This is a genomic window from Duganella guangzhouensis (assembly GCF_009674535.1).
In the GTDB taxonomy this organism is placed as follows: Bacteria; Pseudomonadota; Gammaproteobacteria; order Burkholderiales; family Burkholderiaceae_D; genus Rugamonas; species Rugamonas guangzhouensis.
In genome coordinates, this window is record NZ_WKJK01000007.1 from 328,789 (window position 1) to 353,840 (window position 25,052).

General features: G+C 65.1%; 19 protein-coding genes. 2 read left to right on the forward strand and 17 right to left on the reverse strand.

Annotated features, from left to right (window positions below):
• Positions 1-39 precede the first annotated feature (39 nt).
• Positions 40-1,161: a porin gene (locus GJ699_RS15795; RefSeq protein ID WP_154377850.1), complete on the forward strand. Its 1,122-nt coding sequence runs from the start codon at positions 40-42 to the stop codon at positions 1,159-1,161.
• A 34-nt stretch (positions 1,162-1,195) separates the two neighbouring features.
• A complete protein-coding gene (locus tag GJ699_RS15800) occupies positions 1,196-2,533 on the forward strand; it encodes an MFS transporter (RefSeq protein ID WP_154377852.1) in 1,338 nt (445 codons plus the stop codon).
• 66 nt (positions 2,534-2,599) lie between these two features.
• On the opposite strand, the gene GJ699_RS15805 is transcribed toward GJ699_RS15800, so the two are convergent.
• From GJ699_RS15805 to GJ699_RS15885, 17 genes are all read right to left on the reverse strand, one after another.
• Positions 2,600-4,834: a carboxylesterase family protein gene (locus GJ699_RS15805; protein ID WP_229262119.1), complete on the reverse strand. Its 2,235-nt coding sequence runs from the start codon at positions 4,832-4,834 to the stop codon at positions 2,600-2,602.
• 10 nt (positions 4,835-4,844) lie between these two features.
• Positions 4,845-6,401 (reverse strand): hypothetical protein, encoded by a 1,557-nt coding sequence (locus GJ699_RS15810; RefSeq protein WP_154377854.1) that lies wholly within the window; start codon positions 6,399-6,401, stop codon positions 4,845-4,847.
• A gap of 22 nt (positions 6,402-6,423) precedes the next feature.
• A complete protein-coding gene (locus GJ699_RS15815) occupies positions 6,424-7,716 on the reverse strand; it encodes a sugar MFS transporter (protein ID WP_154377856.1) in 1,293 nt (430 codons plus the stop codon).
• A gap of 64 nt (positions 7,717-7,780) precedes the next feature.
• On the reverse strand, positions 7,781-10,606 hold the full coding sequence (locus GJ699_RS15820; protein ID WP_154377858.1) for a TonB-dependent receptor domain-containing protein: 2,826 nt from the start codon (positions 10,604-10,606) through the stop codon (positions 7,781-7,783).
• A gap of 255 nt (positions 10,607-10,861) precedes the next feature.
• The gene (locus tag GJ699_RS15825; RefSeq protein WP_154377860.1) at positions 10,862-11,167 is read right to left on the reverse strand and encodes a 2Fe-2S iron-sulfur cluster-binding protein; all 306 of its coding nucleotides are present in this window, start codon (positions 11,165-11,167) and stop codon (positions 10,862-10,864) included.
• The gene (locus tag GJ699_RS15830) at positions 11,168-12,400 is read right to left on the reverse strand and encodes an NAD(P)/FAD-dependent oxidoreductase (protein ID WP_154377862.1); all 1,233 of its coding nucleotides are present in this window, start codon (positions 12,398-12,400) and stop codon (positions 11,168-11,170) included.
• Positions 12,397-12,837, reverse strand: coding sequence for a nuclear transport factor 2 family protein (locus tag GJ699_RS15835; RefSeq protein ID WP_154377864.1), 441 nt, complete (start codon positions 12,835-12,837; stop codon positions 12,397-12,399). Before GJ699_RS15835 ends, GJ699_RS15830 begins: the two co-directional genes overlap by 4 nt.
• 20 nt (positions 12,838-12,857) lie before the next feature.
• Positions 12,858-14,114 (reverse strand): PepSY domain-containing protein, encoded by a 1,257-nt coding sequence (locus GJ699_RS15840; RefSeq protein ID WP_154377867.1) that lies wholly within the window; start codon positions 14,112-14,114, stop codon positions 12,858-12,860.
• Entirely contained in the window at positions 14,111-15,718 is a 1,608-nt protein-coding gene (locus GJ699_RS15845; protein ID WP_154377869.1) for a tannase/feruloyl esterase family alpha/beta hydrolase, read from the reverse strand. The genes GJ699_RS15840 and GJ699_RS15845 overlap by 4 nt, the downstream gene beginning before the upstream one ends.
• A gap of 4 nt (positions 15,719-15,722) precedes the next feature.
• Positions 15,723-17,231 (reverse strand): hypothetical protein, encoded by a 1,509-nt coding sequence (locus GJ699_RS15850; protein WP_154377871.1) that lies wholly within the window; start codon positions 17,229-17,231, stop codon positions 15,723-15,725.
• A 26-nt stretch (positions 17,232-17,257) separates the two neighbouring features.
• Positions 17,258-19,699, reverse strand: coding sequence for a TonB-dependent receptor (locus GJ699_RS15855; protein WP_154377873.1), 2,442 nt, complete (start codon positions 19,697-19,699; stop codon positions 17,258-17,260).
• A gap of 102 nt (positions 19,700-19,801) precedes the next feature.
• Positions 19,802-21,121, reverse strand: a complete 1,320-nt coding sequence (locus GJ699_RS15860) for a sensor histidine kinase (protein WP_154377875.1) — start codon at positions 21,119-21,121, stop codon at positions 19,802-19,804.
• Entirely contained in the window at positions 21,118-21,783 is a 666-nt protein-coding gene (locus tag GJ699_RS15865) for a response regulator (protein WP_154377877.1), read from the reverse strand. Before GJ699_RS15865 ends, GJ699_RS15860 begins: the two co-directional genes overlap by 4 nt.
• A gap of 123 nt (positions 21,784-21,906) precedes the next feature.
• Positions 21,907-22,473: a LuxR C-terminal-related transcriptional regulator gene (locus GJ699_RS15870; protein WP_154377879.1), complete on the reverse strand. Its 567-nt coding sequence runs from the start codon at positions 22,471-22,473 to the stop codon at positions 21,907-21,909.
• 14 nt (positions 22,474-22,487) lie between these two features.
• Complete coding sequence (locus GJ699_RS15875) at positions 22,488-23,207, reverse strand: hypothetical protein (RefSeq protein ID WP_154377881.1); 720 nt, start codon at positions 23,205-23,207, stop codon at positions 22,488-22,490.
• Between the two features lie 14 nt (positions 23,208-23,221).
• Positions 23,222-24,031: an alpha/beta fold hydrolase gene (locus GJ699_RS15880; protein ID WP_154377883.1), complete on the reverse strand. Its 810-nt coding sequence runs from the start codon at positions 24,029-24,031 to the stop codon at positions 23,222-23,224.
• Positions 24,032-24,043: 12 nt separating this feature from the next.
• Entirely contained in the window at positions 24,044-25,051 is a 1,008-nt protein-coding gene (locus GJ699_RS15885; RefSeq protein ID WP_154377885.1) for a zinc-binding alcohol dehydrogenase family protein, read from the reverse strand.
• Position 25,052: the final 1 nt, after the last annotated feature.

Sequence of the window (25,052 nt, forward strand, 5' to 3'; positions counted from 1 at the left end):
AAATACTATAAAACCTAAGACAAGAACGGAGACACAAAAATGAAGAAGCACCTTTGCTTGCTGGCCGCGTTGGCCAGCGGCGCGGCTTCGGCGCAAGCGCCGATGCAGACCACGCTGTACGGCAATTTCGACGAATACATCGGCTATATCCACAGCAGCAGCGGCGCCAGCATCACGGGCCTGAACGACGGCGCGATTCTGCGCAGCCGTCTCGGCGTGCGTGGCAGCGAGGAGCTGGGCGACGGCTATCAGATGAAGTTCACGCTGGAGCAAGGCTTTGCCGCCGACAGCGGCACCATGGCCGACAGCAGCCGTATCTTCGACCGCCAGGCGTGGGTGGGCGTGGTGGCGCCGTATGGCGAATTCCGCATCGGCCGCCAGAACACCGAGATCTTCATGGCCGGCGGTGCCATCGACTATACCGACCGCACCACTTTCGGTTCGCTGTTCAACACCTTCGGCATTCCGTCGCGCTACGACAATGATCTGTACTACAAGTCGCCGCGCGTGCAGGGCACGCAGTTGACGCTGCACTACGCGCTGCCGGAAAACACCAATAAAACCGATAACGGCCCGGTGCTGCAGGCGATGCTGGACTGGCAGGGCGAGAAGTGGCGCGCCGGCTACGTCGGTCTGAGCGCGGAGCCGGACCGCAAGACCGCCACTGTGCCGGATCGGGTGGTGTATCACAACGTCTATCTGAACTACCAGTACAGCAAGGGCAAGCTGTTTCTGGTGCTGGGTCGCAGCAACAATACCACCAGCAGCGCCAATGGCTACAACACGGCGGCGATTCTGAACAACGTCAGCAACCCGAATAACTACTTCACCGGCACCGACATCAACGCCGGACGCTATTACAACATGGTGCAGGTGTCGGCCGACTACCGCATCAGCCAGCAGTTGCGCGTGGGCGCGCTGTACGGGGTGCTGCACGATACCTCGGGCGGCGGTGCCAGCGCGCGCGGCGCCAATGCCGGTGCTTATTACGATATGTCGAAACGCACCACGCTGTACTCCTTTGTCAGCATGCTGCACAACGATAGCAAGGCCGGCTTCCGCTTCAGCGGTTCGGCCGGCCCCTCGGCCAACCTGGCTGGTGCAGATGTCAATGGAAAAAAACTGACCGGTCTCCAGACCGGCGTCCTGCACCGCTTCTGATCTCTTACTTATAATATTGTTCTTGGAGGACGCAATGTCGATAGCAACCGCACCGGGCAAGGCCACGCAGCAAACCGCTGCCGCGCCACAACCCAACCGTTCACCGCGCAAGGCGGCGCTGGCCAGCTGGATAGGCAGCGCCGTGGAGTATTACGACTTCTTCATCTACGGCACCGCCGCCGCGCTGGTGTTCGGGAAGATCTTCTTCCCGGCGTTTGACCCGGCCGCCGCCGCGGTGGCCGCCTTTGCCACGTTTGGCGTGGCTTACATCACGCGGCCGATCGGCGCGGTGCTGCTGGGCCATATCGGTGACAAGTACGGCCGCAAGAAGGTGCTGACGTTTACGCTGCTGCTGATGGGCGTGTCGACGTTTATGGTCGGCCTGCTGCCGACCTATGGCCAGGCGGGTATCGCTTCGCCGGTGATGCTGGTGATCCTGCGCATGCTGCAGGGCGTGTCGGCGGCGGGCGAACAGGCCGGCGCCAATTCGATGACGCTGGAGCACGCGCCGCCGAATCGCCGTGCATTCTTCACCAGCTTTACCTTGAGCGGCACGCAGGCCGGCCTGATTCTGGCCACGCTGGTGTTCCTGCCCATATCAGCGCTGCCGGAAGAGCAGCTGCTGTCGTGGGGCTGGCGGATTCCGTTTTTCCTTAGCGCTGTGGTGGTGGTGGTGGGCTTCTGGGTGCGCCGCACGCTGCCTGAAACCCCGGCCTTCAAGGAAGAGGTGTCGCATCAGGATGATCGTCTGCCACTGACGGTGCTGTTCCAGGAGCATAAGGCCAATCTGGTGCGCGTGATCTTTGCGGCGCTGGTGTCGGTGATCAGTACCATCTTCAGTGTGTTCACGCTGTCGTATGCGGTGAATACCATGCATCTGCCGCGTTCCACCATGCTGACGGTGCTGGTGCTGGCCAATGTGGTGGCGCTGGGGGCGATTCCGATGTTTGCTTCGCTGGCGGACCGGATTGGTCGTCGTCCGGTGTTCATGTTTGGCGCGCTGGGTTCGGCGGCGCTGGCGTGGCCTTATATGTGGGCGATCAGCACCTCGAATATTCCGCTGATTTTTGTGTTTGGTCTGCTGCTGTCGGGCGTGGTGTATAGCGCGGCCAATGGCGTGTGGCCGGCGATGTATGGCGAGATGTTCAGCACCCGCGTGCGTTTATCGGGCATGGCGATCGGTACGCAGCTCGGCTTTGCACTGGGCGGCTTTGCGCCGACCATCAGCGCGGCCATCCTGCGTCCGGAAGATCCGATGGGTTGGGTGCCGGTGGCGATCTTCGTCAGCTGCACTTCGGCGATTTCAGCGTTCTCGGTGTTCACCGCGCGCGAGACTTGCCGCGTGCCGATGCACGAATTGGGTAGCAAGTAAGTCTTTTCGCAGCATCCTCGCGGGCTGGTCGCCCGCAAGCGATGCTTGCTTTCATAACCTCCCCGCCTACCAAGGCTGCTGCGTGGCGAAGAAACGCTGCCAGAAGTCGATGCGCTCGGGCGTAGCGATGGGCATCGTGCCCCAGTCCTCGCCCAGCCGCATCACCGACGCCGCGCCTGCGTCATAGGCTGGCCACTGCGGCAAGCCAGCGCCATTCGGGTTGCCGGTCTTGATGATGTTTGCCCAGTACGACGACATGGTGTCCGCGATGCGTTTGTCTTCGTCAGTCCACGGTCGGTTGGTAGCGTACAAATTACCAAACGCATAGTTGATTTCCGAACCATGGAAAGCGCCACGCATGGCCGCCCCCGGCCCCGGCTGCGCATGGGTCCAAAAATACGTGTAGACAGGTTTGCCGCTACCTTTCTCCCATGCGCGCGCCCACGACCAAGTCGAGATGCGCGAATTGTCGCGCGCCGCCTGGTTGCTGGCCAGCGCCGCTTCATCGTCATTGGTGGCCGGGTACAGCTTGAGGAAATCGTCGGCCAGCGCGCCGAACTTGGCACGGGCGTTGCTGCGGAAGGCTTCCAGCGTCACGTTCACCTGCGGGTTGCCAGCACGCGGTGGGCCGGTGCGCGCGCGCAGTGTGGCAAACGCGGTTTCCGGCACGGCGCCGGTTTCGTCGCTGTTATTGCCGGCGATGTAGATCACCTTGTTCTGCGCGTTGGCAGCCATGGTGGCGCTGTAACCTTGCGGGATCACCCAGCCATCAACCACGGGCCGGAACAGCGGCGGCTTGCCGGAGCTGAGCGTGTCGACATTGGCGTCGATGGTGTTGCTGCCTTCAACCACCTGCTGCCATGGCATGGCGCGCAGCGCGGCCAGATCATGCGTGCCTTTGGCGTCAACATAACGCAGGCCCGCCTGCTCCGCCGCCTGCTGCTGGCGGTAGGAGACCGACAGGTAGCGCAGTTCGGGATCGCGTGGGTCGCGTGCGTGGCTCTGGGCGATCGACTGCTGGAACAGGCCAGTGGCCAGCGGCGACATCGACAGGAAGCCCACCGAGCCGGCGCCGGCCGACTGGCCGCCGATGGTGACGCGCTTCGGATCACCGCCAAACGCGGCGATGTTACGCTGTACCCACTGCAGCACGGCGATATCGTCCAGCAGGCCGTAATTGCCGGATGCCTTGTGACCGGATTCCGCGCTCAGTTCGGGCGTGGACAGGAAACCCAGCGCGCCGAGGCGGTAGTTGAAGGTGACCACCAGTACGCCCTTGCGTGCCAGACCTTCGCCATCGAAGTCCGGGCTGGCGCCGGTGCCGCCAATGAAGCCGCCGCCGTAAATCCACACGTAGACCGGGCGCGGCGTGGCTTCCACCGCGCTCGCGGTCCAGATGTTCAGCGTCAGGCAGTCCTCACTCATGGCTTGCGGCGGCATGCCTGGTTCGGCAGGTTGAGGGCACAGAGGGCCGAATTGGTCGGCCTTGCGCACACCTTCCCACGCTTGCGCCGGCGCTGGTGGCCGCCAACGTAATGCGCCCACCGGCGGCGCCGCGTAGGGAATGCCTTTGTAGATGGTGACGGCGGAATCGCGTCCGGCCACGCCGGTCACCAGGCCGCTTTCGGTGCGGACGGCTTTGGCGTATTGCTCGCCTTCGGGCTTGGCGGAGGTGGCGGTGATTTCGCCGCTGGCCAGCACGTGGCCTTGCATCGCGGCGATGATCTGGTCGAAGGTCAGCGTGTGGCTGGCGGTGAGTTTGGTATTCAGCGCGAACACCTGGAAGTGGTAAGGCTGCGGCACGCTGGTGTGGGTGTGCGGGCCAGCGTAGGGTTCGGCCAGTCCGTGCACATTGGGACCGTAGCTGGCGCCGGCTGGCAGCGCGCTCAGACCGGCCGCCAGGCTGGTGACGTTGGCGGGCAGGTTGATGGCGCTGAAGTGGATCGAGGTCTGGCCGGCAGCGCTGGGCGTGGCGCGGCTGCCGGTCTGGCCGTCGCGGCGCGGATCGCCCTGCACGATGATCACGTACGATCGCGTGCCGCGCGGGCCGGCCGTCCATTGCAGGCCTGGGAAGCGATTGGCGCCGTATTGCGTGTTGTCGGCCGGGATGCGGGCGCCGTCGGCAAAGGCCGGGCTGGTGACTTTCAGCGCGGTGGTGGATTTTGGTTTGACCAGCGAGGTGGCCAATGCCGGCACATGGCCGACGTCGGGCGTCGATTGTGCCGATTGCGCCGCCATGACGGGCGACAGGGTAGCGGCGATGGTGGCGATGGCGATCGCCTGTATGTTCAACAGCTTCATTGCGGGTTCCTTACATGTGTTCACGGATCATCTGGCTCAGGCCATCGACGATGGCGTTCTCGGCGCAGCCGCGCGCGACCGGGCTGCCGTTCACTTCGAACAGCGGTTGGTCGTAGGCGGCATCCGGCGGCAGGTAGCCGATGCGGTCGTTGGCGATGGAGACCAGGAAGGTGTCGCTCAGCGGCGAGGTCGCGTACAGGCGGCTGCCAATGGCGTTCAGCACCTCGCCGGAGACGCCGGCCAGCGCCACGCGGTCGATCAGCAGCAGGCTGAGTCGCACTGGCACGTGGTCCACAGTCTGCTGCTTCATGGTCGACATCAGATTGCGGCCGGTTTTGACCGGGCAGGAGATCACGCGCTGCGCGGCGGCCAGATGGACGTCCGAGCGCAATATGGTGATGCCGTCCGCTACCCGCAGCGCCTCGGCGCCGACCAGCAGCCCCTGTGCATCCATGGCGCGCCAGGCGGCGGCGTTGGCGCGCTGCGCGTCCTTGGCCGCCGGCGCCGCGCCCTCCCCGGGTACTGATGCCCCCCGGCGATCAGCAGAGCGCTGCGACACCGAGACGCCGGCGGCGGCGGGCGATGCCACGGCGTCGGGCTGCGACGCGGCGGCGGCGGCAGCGCGAGATGCGACATCGGCCGGCTGCTGCGCGGCTGGTGCGGGCTGCGGCGCGGCGACGACGGCTGGCCGCGATACGGCGTTGGGGCGCGAGACGCGTGGGGCTTGGTCGCCCAGAGCGGCCGGGGTCCACAGCGCCACCACGCCCTGACCGAGCGTCTCTTCGACGTATCGCTCGGCGGCGCCGGCCAGGTCGCCGGACAGCTCGGCGCTGCCCAGCGTCACGGTCGAATGCACGCCGTAGTTCAGCACCAGCGCCAACGGCGCGCCATCCTCCGTCTCCACTTTGAGCACACGCAGCGTCTTGTCGGATGGCCCCTGCGGCGCCAGGCCCAGTCCCCAGCCGCGCTCACTGTAGGCATCGCGATTCATGTTGACGTCCACCTGCCCGCGCCCACTGCCCAACCGCGCCGGCCGCAACGCCGCCCGCGCCTCGCGCAAGACCGCCACCATGCGGTCATACACCCAGGCGGTATAAGCATCCGACTCCGGCCCGCCATCATGCGCCAGCGCGCCCGGCGTCACCCGCCCCAGACGCGGCGCATTGTGATCGTGACTGGGGCTGATCAACACATGATCCGCCGCCACGCCCACCTCGCGCGCAATCCGCTCCCGCACCGCCGTGGTGTCGCCCACCTCGATCAAATCCAGCGACACCAGCGCCACCGCCTGCCGGCCATCGTCCAGCAACAGCGCTCGCAGATAAATCGGATCGTGCACCGCCGTGAACGAACCGCCCATCGGATTCAACCCACGCAAATCGCGCGGCGTGATATCGACCCGCAGCGCCGCAGCACGCAACGCGCCCGCCGGCGCGGCACACGCCGTACCCAGCCCGCCCGCGCCAACCTCCGCGCGTCCAGCGTCAAGCCGCTGCTCGCCGCCGCAGGCTTCCGCCTGTGCGCCCGCGCCGTATGCCAGCAGCAGCGCCGCCAGCAAGATTCTCATTCTGCTCAACATCATCTCCTTGTCATGCAGGCCGGCGCGCGTATGCGCCAAAGGCCAGAATCACCGCATAGCACAACGCCGGCACCGCCAACGCCATCTTCAGGCTGGCCGCATCGGCCGCGCCGCCGGTCAGCAGCGGCACAATCGCGCCACCGACGATCGCAACGCAAATCAAGCCCGAGCCCTCCGCCGCGCGTGCGCCCAAACCCTCGCAGGCCAGCGAGAAAATCGTCGGGAACATGATCGAATTGAACAAGCCAATCGCCAGCAGCGCCCAACCGGACAACGCGCCCGTACTATTGGCCGACACCAGCAACAGCACGATCACCGCGCCCGCCGCCGCCGCCAACACCTTGCCCGGCGCGCACACCCGCAGCAACCAGGCGCCGACGAAGCGGCCCAGCATCGCCCCGCCCCAATAAATCGGCACATGCTTGCCCGCTTCCACCGCGCCAACGCCGAACACACTGGCCTGCATCAGATAGTCGACAATCAGCGACCCGATCGCCACCTCGGCGCCGACGTACAGAAAAATGCACAGCGCCCCAAACGCAAAGCGCGGCCGCCGTAACAGCTCAAACGCGCGCAGCATGCCACCCTCTTCGGCCGGCGCCTCCGCCAGCCGATGCCGCCGCAACCAGACCAGCAGCGCGATCGCCGCCAGCGCAATCGCCAGTCCGGCATAGGTGCGCACGATCACATGTGTCTCCTGAGTGCGGAACGCGTCCAGCGCCGGCCCGGCCAGCGCGGCCGGATCGACCTTGGCCAGCGAACCGAGTATCAGGATCGAGCCCACATAAGGAAACACCGTGGTGCCCAGCGAATTGAACGCCTGCGCAAAGGTCAGACGGCTATGCGCGCTGGCCGGCGCGCCCAGCGCCGAAATCAGCGGATTGGCCACCACCTGCACCACCGTGATGCCGGCCGCCAGCACAAACAGCGCGCCCAGAAACAGCACGAACATGCCGGACAGCGAGGCCGGGATGAACAGCAGACAGCCGCCGGTCATGGTCAGCAAACCCACCACCGCCGTGCGCATATAACCGATGCGGCGCACGATGGCCGCCGCCGGCAGCGACACGATGAAGTAAGCAGCAAAGAACGCCGACTGCACCAGCATCGCCTGCGCGTACGACAGCGTGAACAGGCTTTTCAGCTTGGGGATCAGCACATCGTTCAAACTGGTGATGCCGCCGAAAATAAAAAACAGCGCAAACACGAAGATGCGCAGATCGGGCAGATCGGCACCGGCATGCGGCGCGCTGTCGACGGGGTCCGCGACGACGCGCGCGGGACTGGCGGAATGGAGGGCCATAATCAGGATCGGATAAAGGTTAAGCCGGACGGCGGCCAACGCGGCCACCGCCCGGCATCGGGAGTTACATCTTCACCCGCAGGCCGACCGAGAGGTAACGGCCGGTCGGATCGTCACCCTGGGCGAAGCCGCTGAAGGTCCCCACCGCGCCATTGCCGGCAATGAAGGCAATCGCCGGCGGCTGACGGTTGAACAGATTCTGCACATTGAAATACAGCTGACCACTGGCCTGGCTGCCATAACGGAAATTCCACGCCAGATTCAGATTGGTGTAAGCCACCGCCGGCGCATTCGGCGACGACACCACCACCGTCGGATCACCGCTGTAACTCAGGTTGCTGCGCCACCGCTCGCTGACATCGATCGAATAGTCACGCACCTTATAGCTGGCCAGCAGCGTCGAACGGATCTTGGCACTGGCCTGCAGGCCGTTCGGGCCATACGCCACACCGCCCATGTCCACCGTCTGCAAGCCCGGGGTTTCATAAATGATGTGCGGCTGATAGGTGGTCAGCAAACGCAGATTGAACGGATTGCCCGCCAACTGGGTGCGGTACGCCGCCTCCAGATCGAAGCCACGGGTGCGCATGCTGCCGATATTGATCACGGTGCTGGTGAACGACGTCACCGCATTGGCCGCGCTGGTATTGGTGAAGCCCAGCGGGCGGGTTTGCAGCGCGCAGTAAGGCGAAGTGCCGCCGCTGGCATAGCAGGCCGCCTGCACCGACGGATTGGTGCCCTGGATATTGGTGATGGCATCAGTGACGTCGATGTTGAAGTAATCCAGCGACGCGCTAAAGCCGGGCAACGCCTTCGGCTTGATGACGAAACCGGCGGCGATGGTCTTGCCCACTTCCGGCTTCAGATTCGGATTACCGACCACCGTCACCGGTACCGTGTTGCTGGTGCCGGTCAGCGTATCGGTGTACGAACCGGCGTTGGTGGTGGCCGGCGCGAACAGATCGTTCAGATTCGGCGCGCGGATGTCGCGCGAGCTGCTGGCGCGCAGCTTGAGCTGATCGTTGACATCCCAATCGACGCCGATCTTGTAGGTGCGCGCACTGCCGCTGGTATCGTAGTTGGTGAAGCGGCCGGCCAGATTCAGGTGCAAATCCTTGGCAAACGCAGCGCCCTTCAACAGCGGCACATCGGCCTCCAGCGCCGCCTCCTTCACCGACTGCGCCACCTTCGAGCGCGTGGCCAGCGTTGAATCCACATACAACAGCGTCGACGACGAGCAGTTGTAGGTAATGCCGGTGCAATCGGCCTTGGCGGTCGGCACCGCCGAGCTGCCAACCGCATAGGTCTGACGGCGCCACTGCCCGGTCAGCGCGACATCGACCGCGCCGGCCCAGGTCGAGAATGGCGCGCCGGACAGCGTGCCCTCGACTTCATCCATCGTGTTGGTGACATCAAACGTCGTCGCCTCGGTGATGTAGGCCAGCGCCGCCGCGCTGGCCGCAGTGGGGCCGAAGATATTCAGCGGCACGCAGTTGGAATAAGCGCTATTGGTCAGCGAAGCGCGGCAGACAATTTGGCCGGTGGTCGGATTGACCACCGCGTCCAGCGACGCCGCCAGCTTTTGCGCATTCCAGTTATTGTCGTTACGGGTATTCAGCTTGGCCTGCGAGGTAGTGCCGAATACATCCCACTTCCAGCCATTCGCCAGATCGCCATTCAAGCCACCGCTGACGAAGTACTGCTGGCTATGACTCGCCGTGTTAATGCGCGGCGCGTCGGCAAACACGCGCGCCACATTGAAGCTGGTGACGCCGGCCGCCGCCAACTGGCTCTGGTAATTCTGCGCCAGGAAAGGATTGGAGGCGCTGACGGTGACGCCGTTCAACAGCGCATTGTAGGCGCCGAAGTTCTCGGTGTGGTTGTCGGTGAAGCTGGCTTCCAGGTAGCCATGCACGCTATCGGTGAAATCGTAGTCGCCGCGTACGAACGCCTGGTGCGACTTCATCGAACCGCGAATCGAGCCGTTGTAATAAGCGCCGTCGCCGCCGCTTTCATAGGTGCTGTTGCCGGTGGCGCTGCCGTGCACGAAAGGACTCAGCACGCCATCCTGGGTGAAGTTCATGCCCGCCAGCGGGCCAGTGCGCACCAGGCCACCGTAGGACGAGGTGGCGATGCGGGTATTGTCGACCAGGTGATACGGATTGGCGACCGTACCGGCGCCCTGCGCGGTCCACTGGTGCGTACCCCATGGCCGGTCGGTGCGATACAGTACACCGGGATCGTTGCGATACTGGTAGCTGGCGATGACGTGACCACGGCCGTCGGCCAGATCGGTGCCGCCGGCGATGCCCAGATCGGCCGTCTTGTCGTCGCCATAGGTCGATACGCCGCCGCTGGCCTGCACCTTGACGCCAGTGAAGCGGGTGTCGGTGATGAAGTTGACCACCCCGGTCACCGCGTCCGAACCATACACCGCCGAGGCGCCGCCGGTGACGATGTCGACCCGCTTCAACAGCATCTGCGGAATCATGTCGGTATCGACCAACTGGTCCTGTGTGGTGGCCGGCAGCCGATGGCCATCCCACAGCACCAGCGTGCGCGCGAAGCCCAAGCCGCGCAGATTCTGCAGATTGCCCGAGTTATTGGTGGTGCCGTTGCCGGAGTTCTGATTCTGCCCGCGCGAGCCGGAGAAAATCGGCAGCTCGTTGATGGCATCGGAAATGCTGCCTGGTTTGGTGGTCAGCAGATCGTCGGTGCTGACCGAGGTCAGTGGCGTCGGGCTCTGGTTACCGAGGCTGACGCGCGAACCGGTGACCACCACTTCCGTCATCGGCGGCGTCGCGCTGTCCTGCGCATGGGCCACGCCGGCCAACGCCGTCACCAGCCCGAGCGACTTGATGGCCCAATCTTTCTGGGTACTGTTTTTCATGTGAGTCTCCTTGTTTTTTTATCCGTTGTTGGAGAGGATTCAAAAACTTCGTGGCTGTAGTTTTCAAACAATCTCTGCGAAAAGCATAGCCCAGTCTAACGCTGTCTAGCCTTACACAAAAATCAGAATCGCTGGCACTTTTGCGCGTCTCTACGGAACCACGAAATGCATGCCTCCCTGCCGCGCCGAAAGCCGGCGCAGCATGGGGGAACACACAGATTTCTCGCGCCTTAGCGCTGTATTTTTAGTACAAGATCATAGGTGCACCACCAGTCCATCCAGCTCTTCGCGGAACACGATCTGACATGACAAACGACTGTCGTGCAGCACGCCGAAGGCGCAGTCCAGCGTCGCCTCCTCGTCCGCGCTTTTCGGCGGCAGCCGGCCAGACCATTCGTCGCGCACGTGCACATGACAGGTGCCGCACGAGCAGCTGCCGCCGCACTCAGCGTCGATGCCCGGCACGTTGTGGCGCACCGCCGCCTCCATCACCGACTTGCCCACCACGCCCTGCACGCTTTGGCGCGTGCCGTCCGGCTGAATAAAAATGATCGCTGCCATTTACTGCCCTCCTTGATTTATCAACTGCTTCATCGTCAGCGACACGTCGCTCAACTTCTGTTTGTCCAGCCCCGCCCTGCGCGCGATCAGCTGGCGGCCCGCCATGAACTCGGCCGGCGCGTTGACCGCTTCCACCGCCAGCAAGCGCTCGCCACGGAAGTGGAACAACGCCAGCGCGTTGGCGTCGCCCGCCGGCGTGCGTCGCACCACCTCGTCGGCGTCATACGGATGGCCGGCGATCTGGATCTTCATGTCGTACTGGTCCGACCATTGCCACGGCACTTCCGGCGCCGGCGCGGGGCGGCCGGTGATGGCGCACGCCACCTGGCGCGCCTGCTCGGTGGCGTTGGGCACACTCTCCAGCCGCGCCATGCGCTCGTACAGCGGCAACGGACGGCGCGTGACGTCGCCGATCGCGTAAATGTGCGGGTCCGACGTGCGCGCCTGCAGATCGACCACGATGCCGTCGTCGCAATCGAGGCCGGCGGCGCGCGCCAGGCCGTCGTTGGGCCGGCCGCCCACGCCCACCAGCACCAGATCGCACGGCAGCACGCGGCCATCATCCAGCGTCACCTGGCGCACCGCGCCACCCACCGCGTCGATGCGCGCCACACAGCGATTGGTTTCAATGCGCACGCCACGCTCGGTATGCACACGGGTCAGAAAAGCCGACAGCTCGGCATGCGCCACCCGCGCCAGCACGCGCGGCGCGCGCTCCACCACGGTGACGCTGGCGCCCAGCTGGCGCGCCGACGCCGCCACCTCCAGCCCGATGTAGCCCCCACCGATGACGACCAGCCGCGCGCCGGGCCGCAGCGCCGCTTTCAGGCGTGCCGCGTCGCGCACGCTGCGCAGCATTAGCACGCCGTCGTTATCCGCGCCGGGGATTGGCGGACACACCGGACAGGAACCGGTGGCGATCACCAGCCGGTCATAATGCAGCGCGGGACCGGCGTCAAAGTGCAGCGTCTGCGCCTGCCGCTCCAGCCGTTTGATGCGGCGGCCCAGTTGCAGCGCCACCTTCTGCTCGTCATAGAACGCGGCCGGACGCAGCGCGATATCGTCCTGCTCCACCTCGCCCAACAGCCAGCCCTTGGACAACGGCGGACGCTGATACGGCAGCACCTGCTCCTCGCCCACCAGCGTCAGTTGGCCGTCGAAACCATACTGGCGCAGCGCCGCCGCCACCGCGCTGCCGGCATGGCCGGCGCCTGCGATCACGATATGCGTCATTTGGCCGGCTCCCCGGCCTGCGGCGCGGCCGACACCCACTCCAGCAACTGCCAGCGGCCGTCGCGCAGCGCGTACAGCGCCAGATAGCCATCGGTCAGCGTGCGGTCCGGCAGCTGGCGTACCAGCTTGCCGCGTACGATGCCGATCTCGCCAATCACGCGCGCCGTGCGCTCCAGCGGCTGGATGCTGCTGAACGACAGTCGCGCGGCACTGCGCAGCACCGCCGCCTTGTCGTCACGCTGGCCGGTCATGTGGCTGTAGACCACGTCGTCGGCGATGCTGCGTTCCAGCGCCGCCGTGTCATGCGTCAGCACCGCCTGGAAGCGCGCGTCTTCGGCGGCCAGCAGCTGCGCAACGTCCGCGGATGGCGTGGACGGCGCGGCGACCGATAACAGCGGCCATGCGAGCAGCGCGGCTGCCAGAATTCGGTTGAACATGTCTCTCTCCTTTCGAACGATTACCACACCAGCGCCTTGCGGCCATTGGCCGCGCGCCGGCGCCACAGCTTGACGTACATGACGATGCCGGACAACGACAGATAAAACAGCGCCAGCCCGGCCAGCAGATTCATCGCGCGGCCGCTGATGCCGATCATGCTGCCGTTGTGGACCTGCTTGGCCCACTGGTGCGCCTGCCAGCCGAACGGGAAGCCGGTGTCCGGATAGCCCGCCTCGGTCTGCAGCATCGGCGCGCCGCTGTCGGCGTTGTAGACCAGCTGCCGCGCCTCGCCCTCGCCGCTGATGACCACACCCTGCGCATAATTGGCGAACACGCGCAGCCGCAGCGCGCGCGGCGCCACGTCCGGATGATTGCGGCGATAAGCTTCGATGGTCATCCGCGCCATTTGCGCCACCTGCGCGTCCGGCAATGGCTGCATGGCGTCACGCCGCATCATCGGCGGCCGGCCGCTGGCCTGCGCCTGCGCGATCTGGGCCGAGATGTAATAGCCGAACGACAGGCTCTCCACCGCCAGCCACAAGCCGCTAACCGTCACCACCATCAGGAACACCGCGCATGCCACCGAGATCGAACGGTGCAACGTGCGCCACCAGTCCTGGGCTTTCCAGAACAGCGCCTTGCGTCCCAGCGCGGCGCGCGAACGATACTGTTTGACGTAGATCCAGACGCCGGTGACGATCAGCACCATCAAGCCGGTGCCCACCACCACGTTGATCCACAGCGCGTTATTGCCGAAAGTGGTCATGCGGTGCAGCGACTTGACCACGATGCGCAGCGACTGCTGCGACTCCATATTGTGGCGCGGCGCCTGCACGCCGGGCAGCGGCTGGCCACTGACGACGTCCAGCACCAGCGTGGCGTAGGCCGGCTCACGTTCGCCGGGTGCCACGGCGACTGGCTGCGCCAGCTGCGCGATCGCCAGCAGCCGCCCCTGATCCTGGCGTAGCTCCAGATAGCGCAGCGGCGTGTCGCCGGCGGCCGCGCGGGTGGCCGCCAGCGCCTTGCCAAACATGGCCGGATAATCCAGATCGGCCGGCAGCGGCGCGGCCAGATAGTCGGCCGGTCCGATCATCGCGTAGTCGCCGGGGCCATTGAGATCACCGCGCATGGCCTGCAGGTTTTCGTCATACGGCGAACTGCCCAGCAGCAGCCCCTTGAGGTCGACCAGCTGGATCAGCGTGCCGGTCACCGACAGGTACAGCGAGACTAGCACCACCGCGATCGAGATCCAGCGATGTACATTCAGAAGTTTCATGAACCGGTATTTCCTTTTTCTTCAGCAGCCGCGCAGATAAAGCTGGATGCATCGTTGATATCGCCGCTGCCCTTGTATTTGGCCACGGCCTGGTAGGCGCAGATCGGTCGCGTGCGCGCGATCCTGCCGTTGACGACCTTGGACGCGGTCAGGCGCAGCGGCGGCTTGCGGGCGCTGACCCAGTCATCGATGGCGCCCAGTTTGTCGAAGGTGTCGCAGCCGGCGCCGCCGAAGCAGTGGCCGACGCCGGGCAGCGTGAACAGGCGCACGCCATCCTGACCGCCATTGCGGCGCAGCGCATGGTAGTAGTCCACCAGCTCGGCGGGGTTGTGGTAATCGTTCCAGCCGATGTACAGCAGCAGCTTGCCGCCGCGCGCGAAGAATGGCTGCAGATTGGCGTCGACGCTGAACAGCGCGCCGACCTTGGCGCTGGCTTGAGCGATATCGCGATCCCAGTCGATCTGCGTGCCATCCCAGTTGACGTCTTCGAAGGCGGCATAACGGAACAGATCCAGCGCGTTGGCGAACGGTTTGTCACCGGCGAACACGAACAGTTCGGCCTCGCTGCCCTTGGCCGGGCCGGGGAAGATCACCTCGCCGGTGCGCGGGTTGACCGGGCCGCGATAGATCTGCTCCATCAGCTGCACCTGGCCGGCGGTCAGGCAGTCCGCCGTCTCCTCGCCCTTGCACAGCAGTTGGCGTGGCTCGAAGCCGCATTGCTCCGGCGCGTCAACAAAGCCCTGCTGGCGGCCGACCGGGCCGGCGCAGGCTTGCAGCACGGCCTTGCTGACCATCTCGAATTTGGCCTTGGTCATGTTCAGCGCGGGGTTCTGCCGCACCAGCCAGCCGGGCCACAGTTGCGCGGCGTTGAAGTTGACCAGCGTGTTGGGCGGCGCGCCGACCACGATGCCGTCGTAGTCTTCGGGATAGCGCTGCGCTTCGACCAGTCCTTCCAGGCCGCCCAGCGAGCAGCCTACCCAGTACGAGTATTTCGGGCCGTGGCCGTAGAAGGCCTTGATGATGGCTTTGGCGTGCACCGTCATCAGATGGTCGGCGCGGTAGGCGTAGTCGATCAGCTTTTCCGGATGGCCGAGGGCGAAGCGGCCACCTTTGCCGTCGTCGGTGCCGCTGTCATGACCGGTGTCGGTGCTGGCGACGGCGTAGCCTTGCGACAGCGCGTCCGGCATCGCTGCCAGCATCAGCGCGCCGCCCCAGCCGAAATTCCCGGCCGCCATGAACTTGCCGTTCCAGCCTTTTTGCGGCAGCCATACTTCAAACTTGATGTCGGAATCGGCGCTGGGACGGATGCTGCCGGCGACGCGGCAGAACGCCGGATTGCGCGCCGGCCGCGTCAGGCCGGCCACGCCCATGCCGGAGAATTTGCCGAGGAAAGCGCCCTCGCCCTGCGGTGCCGGTGCCTGGCCGGCAGCCACCGGCTGCGCCAGCGTGATCGTCACATCCGGCAGCGCCAGTTTGGCCAGCGCCGCACAGGACGCGGCGGGTGCGGTCGGCGCGGTCGGCGTGGCGGCGTGGCCGGTGGTGGCCAGCGTCAGCGCCAGCAGGCCCAGTGCGCGCGCGAACATGGTTGACGGGGGTGTCTTCATTGCGTTAATCCTTGTGATCTTGTTTCATCTTCCGCAGGCCCGCCACGATGGCGGTGGCGGCGGCTTCTGCGGCGCCGGGTGCGAACGGCGAGCTGCGCGCCTCGTAGGTGGTGCGTTGATACGCCTGCCGCTCCGGCAGGTACTTGGCGGCGCCATCGACCATGGTGGCGACCAGCGTTTGCCGGTATGGCGACGCGGCGCGGATCTGCGCGCCAATGCTGGCCGACAGCTCCGGCTGCACGCCGACCAGTGCTAATCCGCCCAGTTGCAGCAGCACGAACGGCAGCGTGGTTTGGCCTGCCGGCTGATACTCGATGCTGGCCACCGGCCCCGCAGGCGGCGTGTGCGAGATGTAGACGCGCGCGTCCAGCTGCACGCTGTCGCGCCGCAGCGTCACCGTGGGCGCCTGTGCAGGCTTGATGCCTGCCGCCACCCGCGCCGCAGCGCTGCCAAGCTTCTCCCCCAGCTGGTCGACCAGCAGGAAGCCGGCTTCGTGGGCGTCGACGCGGGTGACGCTGCCGTCGTCGCGCACCACGTGGCGATTGGCCTGCATCAGCGGCGCCTGGTCACCGGCGGCGCCGATCAGGAACATCGCCACCGCGCCCGCATAGTGCTGCTCGATGTGGCGCGCCGCAGCGCCGGCCAAATCGGCGGTAATCAGCTTGCCGCCCGCGCTACGCTGCGAGCCATCCATGATTGACGGCTGCACGGCGGCGTTGAGCAGGATCGCCAGCGGTGCGCCGCTCTGGCCATCGATGCGCACCACGCCGATGGTTGGATCGCTGTAACCATCGTCGTTGGCGCCCAGCCACCAGCCGGCCGGCGTGGGGACGTCGCGGTTGACGCCAACGCGGCTGCTGCCTTCGCCGTAGCCCAGTGTGGCGGTTTGCAGCGTGGCGTGGGCCTGCGCGGCGGCTTGTGACAGCGCGCTGGTGTAGCACTGCAGGATGGCGTCGTTGTGCGCCACGTCGGCGCCGGCCAGGCTATCACCTGGCGCGAACACGTGCGGCGCCGAGAAGGTGTGGCTGGCGCAGATCAGCACCTGCTCCGTGGCCAGCGCCGCCTCGCGGGCTACCACCGCTTTCATTCCAGCCACCAGCGCGGCGCTCATCGAGGTGATATCGATGACGGCGATGGCGGTGCGCACGCCAGCGCTGTCCAGCAATAGCACGCGGGCCGCTAGCGCATCATGCTGGGCCACGAAGCCCTCCATCGGATACAGCGTCGGCGCGAACACCACCTCTGCCCGCCCCGCCCCGGCGCGCAACGCCGGGCCGCCATCGCCGCGCCCTTCAGCCGGACTGCCCGCTGGGCCGGCGTCGCCTGCGGCCTCCCTCGCCGGCTCTCGTGCCGCCTCACCCGCGCCATTCGGCGCCGCGCCGCGCATAGCTTGCGGTGCAGGTCCGCCGCTGGCCGGCAGCGCCACATCGGCCGGTACTCCGGCTGCCAGCGAGGTTGCGCCGGCTGCCATCGCTGCCGGCGTGGCTGCGGCCAACGCCAGCGCATGGCGCATGAAATCCCGCCTGGTCTGCGCCGTCATTAGAAGTCCGTGCTGAGGCGGATGCCGTACATGCGCGGCTCGTTGACGTTGAACGCCAGGTTATTCGCCGGCATCGAGCTAAAGGTCGTGCTGCCCGAACCACCATACGGCGAGCCGCTGTTGTCATACCCCGTCAACCCGCCGGTACGCTGAATCTTGTTCTCGATATTGGTCACAAATAGCTGCACCTTCACGCTGGACTGCGCCGGCTCATACGCCACACTAGCCTCGCTGCGGGTGAACGACGGCTGACGATAGCGCACGCCGTTCCCCAGATCGCTCAGCAGATAGCTGGAGCTGTACTTGCTGCTGGCACGCAGCTTCACCTTGGCCCCGTTGCCCAGATTGATCGCGTGGCTGATCGACAGCGTCGCCGTCAGCTTGGGCGACGAATCCAGCTCCTGGCCGGAGAAATCAATCGGATCACCCACGAACGCATTCTTCCCCGCCAGGAAGTGCACAAACTTCGTATGCAGCAGCGCCACCGATCCAGACAAGGTGGTTTCGCGCGCCAGCTTGTACGAGCCCTCGTTCTCCCAACCATAAATCTTGGTCGGCACCGTCTGCGTGTACGGTGAACTCTGGCCACCGACAAAATTGGTCACACCGGCGATCTGATTCTTCGAAAAATCGTAGTAGTACAAAGAGCTGGACAAGGTCAGCGCCGGCAGCAGGCGGCCCTTGTAGCCGACTTCATACGCCGTCAGCGAAGACGCCGCATACTGTCCCAGCGTCTTGGTAGCAGGATCATAATCATTGAAACCGCCTGCCTTGAAGCCAGTCGCCACCGAGGTATAGAACAGGTGCTCCGGCGCCATTTGATAATTCAGACCCACCTTCCAGGTCACCTTGCTGTCTTTGGCCTCGCCGTTGTTCAGGGCACCAACGCAGCTATTGGGGTAGACGCAGATCGCATTACCCTGATCGTCACCATACGGCGGCGGCGGGAAGCCAGCGTTGAAATTGAACGGCAGCGCAAACGTACCAACCCGGCGTACATCGCTGTTCGTATAACGCAGGCCACCAATGATGCCGACGCGCTCATTCAGATGCCAGGTCGCCTGCCCAAACACCGACTTGGATTCATGCGTGGTCAGATTGACCGGGCCGGATTGCGACAGATAGGTCGCCGTATCCAGCGGGTCCCACAACAGCGCATTCCAGTTCTGCCCATTCTCCCCGGCCTTCTCGCGATACCAGTTGACGCCCGCCACATACTCGATAGTGCTGGCATCCGCGTTGGCGATGGTGGTCTCAAACTGGTCGGTGCGCACCTGATGGTGATTCAGGCGGAAGTTGAACGCTGGCCCAAACGCATCGTCACCAAAATACGGCGTGATGCGATACAGACCATTCGCATATACGTCCTGCGCGCTCGGCAGCTGCTGGCGATAGTTCAGATACTGGTGCGAACCCAACACCTTCAACTGAATATCGGACAAGCGCGTATCCAGCACCGCCGCCGTATTGCTGTTATGCGAATCGAGGAAAGCCTGCACCGGATTGGGCAGGATGTTCAGCGCCGCGCTGCCGGTATCGTTATGCGCCTGCATCTGCGTCTCCAACGCCTGGCTGGTGCCGGTGCCGCCCTGATGGCTGACGGTCTGAGTCAGCTGCAGCGTGGTGTCCGACACGGGCTTGAACAGCAGCGAGAAGCGGCCAGCGCGGTCGCGCTGATCGTTCTTCACCGAGCTGGCCGACGCCGGGAAGTAGTACGTGGTGCCGTTATACGAAGTGGTGTAGTCGATCGGATGCGAATAGCCATCACGCGTGTTGGACACACCGGCGGCGCGGAACGCCAGCATCTCGCCCAGCGGGATGTTGATTGCCGCCTCGGCGCGCTGCGCGTTGAAGTTACCGAATTCCAGCTTGGCGTAGCCCGAGGTCTGACCCAACTGCGGCTTGTTGGTGATGACGTTGATGGCGCCACCGGTCGAGCTGCGGCCGTACAGCGTGCCCTGTGGTCCGCGCAACACCTCGATGCGGTCGATGTCGAAGAAAGCGCCGCCGCGCGCATTGCCACGGCCGATGTTGACACCGTCGACGTTGAAGGCGATATCCTGCTCGCCCTTGCTGGACGTGTCGTTGGCCTGCACGCCGCGCATCGCCACCTGCACGCCATCCATGGTATTGGCGATCACCAGGCCCGGAATCACGTCCTGGATATTGGTCAGATCATTGACGCCCTGCTCGCGCAGATTATCGCCCGACAGCACGCTCAGTGCGGCCGGGGTTTTCAGCAGCGTCGACGAACGCTTGAAGGCCGTCACCACCACCACCGGCTCGACCGGCGCATCGTCGGCCTTGGTGGCGGTAGCGTCGGTGATGGCGGCGGTTTGGGCTGCGGTTTGGGCAATCGCGCCGAGCGGCAGTGCGAGCACAATGCCGGCGGCGATCAGCGAACGCGTGATGGCGCGCTCGGTCAGGCGAGGGTGGTTCATAACAGGTCTCCAGGTTGTCTGCGCCACGACCAGTAGTCATGGTGCTTTTATCGTGGAGAGGAAGTTATCAAACCAAGCGAAACTGAACCTAAACGAAGTGGTTTATTTGGGAAAACGCAACGTCGCGCACAAACCGCCCAGTGCCGGCGAACGCGCCAGCACCAGCGTGCCACCATACAGCCCCACTAACTCTCGCACGATGGCCAGCCCGAAGCCATAGCCTTCGGTGACCTCGTCCAGCCGCACGCCCGGTTGCAGCACGCGCGCCAGATCCTCGGCCGGAATGCCCGCGCCGTCATCCTCGACCTGAATGGTGCGGTCGACGCCATCCTCGCGCGCGCTGACCACCACCTGCGCGCCGGCATAGCGGCAAGCGTTTTCCAGCAGATTTCCCAACAATTCGCTGAGGTCTTCCGGATCGATGCCGATATGGGTCGGCTGCGGCAAGCGGTTATCGATATGCACCGGCTGATGGCGGCGGATCGACGCCAGCACCGGGCGAATCGCTTCCACCAGCGGATAGGCATCGGTGCGCACCCGCGCCCCCAGGCTGCCAGCGCCGTTGCGGGCGCGCTTCAGATGATGCGCCACCCGCTGCGAGATGCTGGCCACCAGCGCCCGCGCCTCGGCGCTGGCGCCCTCGTGCTCCAGTTGCAGCATCAGCGACGACAGCGGCGTCTTGACCGAATGCGCCAGATTGGCGGCATTCATGCGCGCCACTTCCAGGCCAGAGTTATTCAGCGCGATCAAGCCATTGATCTGGTCCGCCAGCGGCGCCAGTTCGGCCGGCTGGCCATCTGGCAGCCGCTGCACCTCGCCGTTGCGGATCTGGAGCAGATCCTTGCCGAGCCGGCGCAGCGGCCGCAGGCCATAGCGCAGCTGCACGATGGCGGTGGCCACCAGCACCAGGATGAACAGCGCCAGCGAGCGGTAGATGGCATCACGCGCCTGCCCCAGCGGGCCATTGATCAGAATCGACGAGGCGATCACGGTGATCGATACCGGGTGGCCCTGGCGCCGCGTCTCCAGCCGGCGAATGTGTAGCTCCGAGCCGTCGGTGGCCATGCCGATGCCACTGTAAATCCCGCCGGACGGATGGATGCGCGGCCACGGATAATAGGTATTGGCCGGCATGCTGCCCTTTTTCCACTGACCGTTGACCGCCTCCACCTGCCACCCCCACTGCGCGCCCGGCCCCGCCAGATCGGGGAAGCCGGCCACCTGGTCCGGATGGAAGTTGCCGTCCTTGTCGACCGCGTGATCGATCACGTTGATGTGGGCATCGAAAGCGATGTCGATGTTATCGCTTAATACACCGTTGATGATGTCGATGATCGAATACGTCACCAGCGTCAGCGCCGACACCGACAGCAGAATCGCGCCGACCGAAAGGCGCGCGTGCAGCGACAGCGGCAGCCTCACTGCGCGCCCTTGCAAAGCGAATAACCGTGGCCGCGCAATGTCAGCAGTTTATCGGCGCCGATCTTGCGGCGGATGCGGCCTATCATCACCTCCAGCGAATTCTCCGGCGCCATATCGTTTTCGCCATACATGGAATCGAACAGGCGGTCGCGCGACACCACGCTGCCCTGGTACTGGAACAACTTGGCCAGGATGCGGTGTTCGAACGCGGTCAGCTTGAGCGGCTCGCCAGCCATGCGGAATTCGCCGGACGTGGGGTGGTAACTCAGATCGTCGCAGTAAATCGGCTGCGCCGCCTGGCCGCGCGCGCGCCGCGCCAATGCGCGCAGCCGCACCACCAGTTCCTGCGACAGGAAAGGCTTGGTCAGGTAATCGTCGGCACCGGCGCCGAAGGCGGCCGCTTTGTCGACCCAGGCGTCGCGCGCGGTCAGCACCAGCACCGGGAATTCGCGCCGCGCGCCGCGCCAGTGCTGCAAGATGGTTTCGCCCTTCATCGCGGGCAGGCCCAGGTCCAGGATCACGCAATCGTAATCGCCGGTCAGGCCAAGGTGATTGGCGTCGATGCCGTCGGCGGCATGATCGACCACGAAATTCTCCGATTCCAGCAAGCGGACCAACTGCGCCGCCAACTGCTCATCGTCTTCGGCTAGCAAAATCTTCATCGGGGGTCTCCTCCAGCGTCTTGTTGTCTTTTTTACAGGCGCTGTCACTGTCTCAGGTTCCCATACTACGGTATCGCCCCCCGGCGCGTCCTAAAACAAAAGTGATATTCTCTGGTACTTTTTTCAGTTTGAGACGATGCCACGCTGTGTCGCCAATACCACAGCATGGGTTCTGGCACGGGCACCCAGCTTGCAGAACACCGATTTGACGTGGGATTTGACCGTGCCCACCCCGATGTCCATCTGGCGGGCGATCAGCTTATTGGAATAGCCCTGCGCCAGCAGCTTCAGCACCTCGCTCTCGCGCAGCGTGAAATGGCCTTGCGACAGGTGCTGCACGGAGCGCGCCAGTAGCTCCTTGTTGAAATAGCGCTCGCCGCCGCCGATGGTGCGCAGCGCGGCCTGCAATTCCTCGGCATCGCACTGCTGCGGCAGATAGCCGTGGGCGCCGGCCGATATCGCCATCCGCACGTCCCATTCGCGTTCACGCTGGGTCACGATCATGATCCGCTCGGCCGGCCCGCCGCCGCGCTGTAGCCGCGCCATGGCGTCGGCATAGTCGGTGACCACCAGCTCGGCGTCATCGGCCACTTCGATGCCGGGACAGGCCGCCAGCAAGGCCGCCAACCCGGCGCTGACGATGATCTCGCGATGGCGGATGCTCACTTTCAGGGGATGCGCTTGCGTCATAGCCTCCCCTCCGCTCAGGCCAGCCGGATGGCGCTGGCCTGGATCGCCACCACCAGCGGCTCCGGCTGATGACCGCCATCGGCATCGCGCACGTAGATCATATGGCGACTCGGGATGGTGATGCCCTGCACCGTGACGTGCTCCGACAGGTAATGCACCGCCGGCGCGCCACCAGCGATATCGACCTCGTAATCGTGGCGGCGCAGCAGGCCGTCTTCCGAGAAGTAGAAGGTTTGCACCGGACTGTGGGTGGCCAGTTGCGGTGGAAACGTCACCCGCAGCCGGCGCAGCGTGCGGCCGTCTTCCTGCCAGGCCGGCAGCTCCGTGATGCCGAAGCCTGGCATGGCCAGCGTGAACGGCATGGTGAAGTAGTTCCAGATCGCGTAGCCGACGAAGTAGGCCAGTTGGGTGTCGCTCCACGGCGTGTCCAGCTGGTGGCCGGCGAAGCTGGCGCGCGGCGCCGCCAGTTCCTCGGCCAATGCGCCGGCGCTGGTTTCAATCGCCACCCGCTGCGGCGTCACCGCCGTGCGGCGCTGCGGATCGCCAAAGGGACTGTGCGAGGTCCAGGGTTGGTGCAGCTGGATCTGGATGTCCACTTCGTCCAGCATGCCGCCCTTGCCTTTCAGCGGCCAAAGGATGCCGCCTTGCGACAGATGGGCGCTCAGCGTGGTGTAGCTGTTCCAGCGCTCCATGCCGCCGTGGGCTTCGATGATGTGATGTAGCAGTTCGTGCATGGTGGTGGTCCTGTTCAGTTGAGGAAGTAGTTGGCTTGTTCGGCAAACAGCGCCGGATACTGGAATAGCGAGGCATGGCCGGAATCCGGATACAGGCTCAGTTGCGCATTCGGCAGACTGTCGAACAGCAGCACCGATTGCGGCGTCGGGAACATGGTGTCGTTGCTGCCCTGGACCACCAGCACCGGATTGCGGATCGTGCGCAACGCCGCCGCGTCGAACGGCGCCTCACACCAGTCGGCAATCGCCTGGTACTGGGCGTTGAACACCTGCTGCGGCGGATTCGGGCCGCGCTCGTCGCCGAAGCGCAGGCGTTGCACGAATTCCATGCCGAGCGCCTGGCTGGCGGCGGTCGGCGTGAAGAACAGCTGCAGCAGCACGTCGGCGCCGGATTTGTCGGCCACGGCGGCGATCACCTGATGGAAGGTGGCCGCGCCCTGCCCCGGCGGACAGCCGCCCACCAAAATGATCTTGCGCAGCAGTTCCGGACGGCGTTGCGCGATCTGTTGGGCGATGAAGCTGCCCAGTGAGAAGCCCAGCACATCGAGCTGCGGCAGCTTAAGCGCCTCAATGAAGGCGATGACGTGCGCGCTCATGGCGTCGACATTGTCCGGGGTTGCGCCATGCGAGGCGCCAACGCCGGCGTTATCCAGCAGGATCACCGGACGCCGCGCCGCCAGCGCGTCGACCACGGCCGGGTCCCAGTTGTCCATGGTGCCGGTGAAGTGCTGTAGCAACAGGAGCGGCGTGCCCTCGGCGCGGCCCAGCCGGCGGTAGGCGGTGCGGACGCCGCTGACGTCAACATATTCGGTACGTGCTGTCATGTTCTATCACTTTCAAAAGCCGGCCAGCACGATCTTGCCGACCGTCTTGCCGCTTTCGATGATGGCGTGCGCCTGCCGCAGATTGGCTGCGTTGATGGCGCCCATTTGCTCGCCGACCGTGGTGCGAATCGCACCGCTGTCGATCAGCGCGGCGATGCGCTCCAGCAGCGCGTGCTGCGCCTGCATGTCCACGCTGCGGTACATCGAGCGCGTGAACATGAATTCCCAATGCAGCGAAATCGACTTGCGCTTCAGCGGCATGGCGTCCAGCGTGGCCGGATCGTCGATCAGCGCCAGTTGGCCCTGCGGCTTCAGCACCTCGATGATTTGCGCGTAATAGCTGTCGGTATGGGTCAGGCTGATGACGTGGTCGAACTGTTCGACGCCGATCGCCTTCAGCTGCGGCGCAAACGGCTGGCTGTGATCGATGACGTGATGTGCGCCCAGCTCGCGCACCCAGGCTTGCGAAGCCGCGCGCGAGGCGGTGCCGACCACCGTCAACCCGGTCAGCCGGGCCGCCAGCTGCACCAGGATCGAGCCGACGCCGCCGCTGGCGCCGATCACCAGCAGGTTCTGGCCCTGACCGCCGCCCTCTGCCACCTTGAGACGGTCGAACAACAGCTCCCACGCGGTGATGCTGGTCAGCGGCAGTGCCGCCGCCTGCGCCGCCGATACCGAGGCCGGACGATGGCCGGCGATGCGCTCATCCACCAGCGTGTACTCGGCGTAGCTGCCAGCGCGGGTGATGTCGCCGGCAAACCAGACCTGGTCGCCAGCCTTGAACAGCGTGACTTCGGCGCCCACCGTTTCTACCACGCCGGCCGCATCCCAGCCCAGCACGCGCGGGCCGGGCGGCTGCACGCCCTGGCGCAGTTTGGAGTCAACCGGGTTGACCGAGATAGCTTCCACCCGCACCAGCAGGTCGCGCGCGCCCGGCGCTGGTTGCGGCAGCTCAGTGTCGTACAGGGCTTGCGGATCGGTGATCGGCAAACCGGCTTTATCGTAAACAATCGCTTTCATC

Coding starts and splice junctions, on each gene's coding strand:
- GJ699_RS15795 (WP_154377850.1), top strand. CDS start 40: ATGAAGAAGCACCTTTGCTTGCTGGCCGCGTTGGCCAGCGGCGCGGCT.
- GJ699_RS15800 (WP_154377852.1), top strand. CDS start 1,196: ATGTCGATAGCAACCGCACCGGGCAAGGCCACGCAGCAAACCGCTGCC.
- GJ699_RS15805 (WP_229262119.1), bottom strand. CDS start 4,834: ATGAAGCTGTTGAACATACAGGCGATCGCCATCGCCACCATCGCCGCT.
- GJ699_RS15810 (WP_154377854.1), bottom strand. CDS start 6,401: ATGAGAATCTTGCTGGCGGCGCTGCTGCTGGCATACGGCGCGGGCGCA.
- GJ699_RS15815 (WP_154377856.1), bottom strand. CDS start 7,716: ATGGCCCTCCATTCCGCCAGTCCCGCGCGCGTCGTCGCGGACCCCGTC.
- GJ699_RS15820 (WP_154377858.1), bottom strand. CDS start 10,606: ATGAAAAACAGTACCCAGAAAGATTGGGCCATCAAGTCGCTCGGGCTG.
- GJ699_RS15825 (WP_154377860.1), bottom strand. CDS start 11,167: ATGGCAGCGATCATTTTTATTCAGCCGGACGGCACGCGCCAAAGCGTG.
- GJ699_RS15830 (WP_154377862.1), bottom strand. CDS start 12,400: ATGACGCATATCGTGATCGCAGGCGCCGGCCATGCCGGCAGCGCGGTG.
- GJ699_RS15835 (WP_154377864.1), bottom strand. CDS start 12,837: ATGTTCAACCGAATTCTGGCAGCCGCGCTGCTCGCATGGCCGCTGTTA.
- GJ699_RS15840 (WP_154377867.1), bottom strand. CDS start 14,114: ATGAAACTTCTGAATGTACATCGCTGGATCTCGATCGCGGTGGTGCTA.
- GJ699_RS15845 (WP_154377869.1), bottom strand. CDS start 15,718: ATGAAGACACCCCCGTCAACCATGTTCGCGCGCGCACTGGGCCTGCTG.
- GJ699_RS15850 (WP_154377871.1), bottom strand. CDS start 17,231: ATGCGCCATGCGCTGGCGTTGGCCGCAGCCACGCCGGCAGCGATGGCA.
- GJ699_RS15855 (WP_154377873.1), bottom strand. CDS start 19,699: ATGAACCACCCTCGCCTGACCGAGCGCGCCATCACGCGTTCGCTGATC.
- GJ699_RS15865 (WP_154377877.1), bottom strand. CDS start 21,783: ATGAAGATTTTGCTAGCCGAAGACGATGAGCAGTTGGCGGCGCAGTTG.
- GJ699_RS15870 (WP_154377879.1), bottom strand. CDS start 22,473: ATGACGCAAGCGCATCCCCTGAAAGTGAGCATCCGCCATCGCGAGATC.
- GJ699_RS15875 (WP_154377881.1), bottom strand. CDS start 23,207: ATGCACGAACTGCTACATCACATCATCGAAGCCCACGGCGGCATGGAG.
- GJ699_RS15880 (WP_154377883.1), bottom strand. CDS start 24,031: ATGACAGCACGTACCGAATATGTTGACGTCAGCGGCGTCCGCACCGCC.
- GJ699_RS15885 (WP_154377885.1), bottom strand. CDS start 25,051: ATGAAAGCGATTGTTTACGATAAAGCCGGTTTGCCGATCACCGATCCG.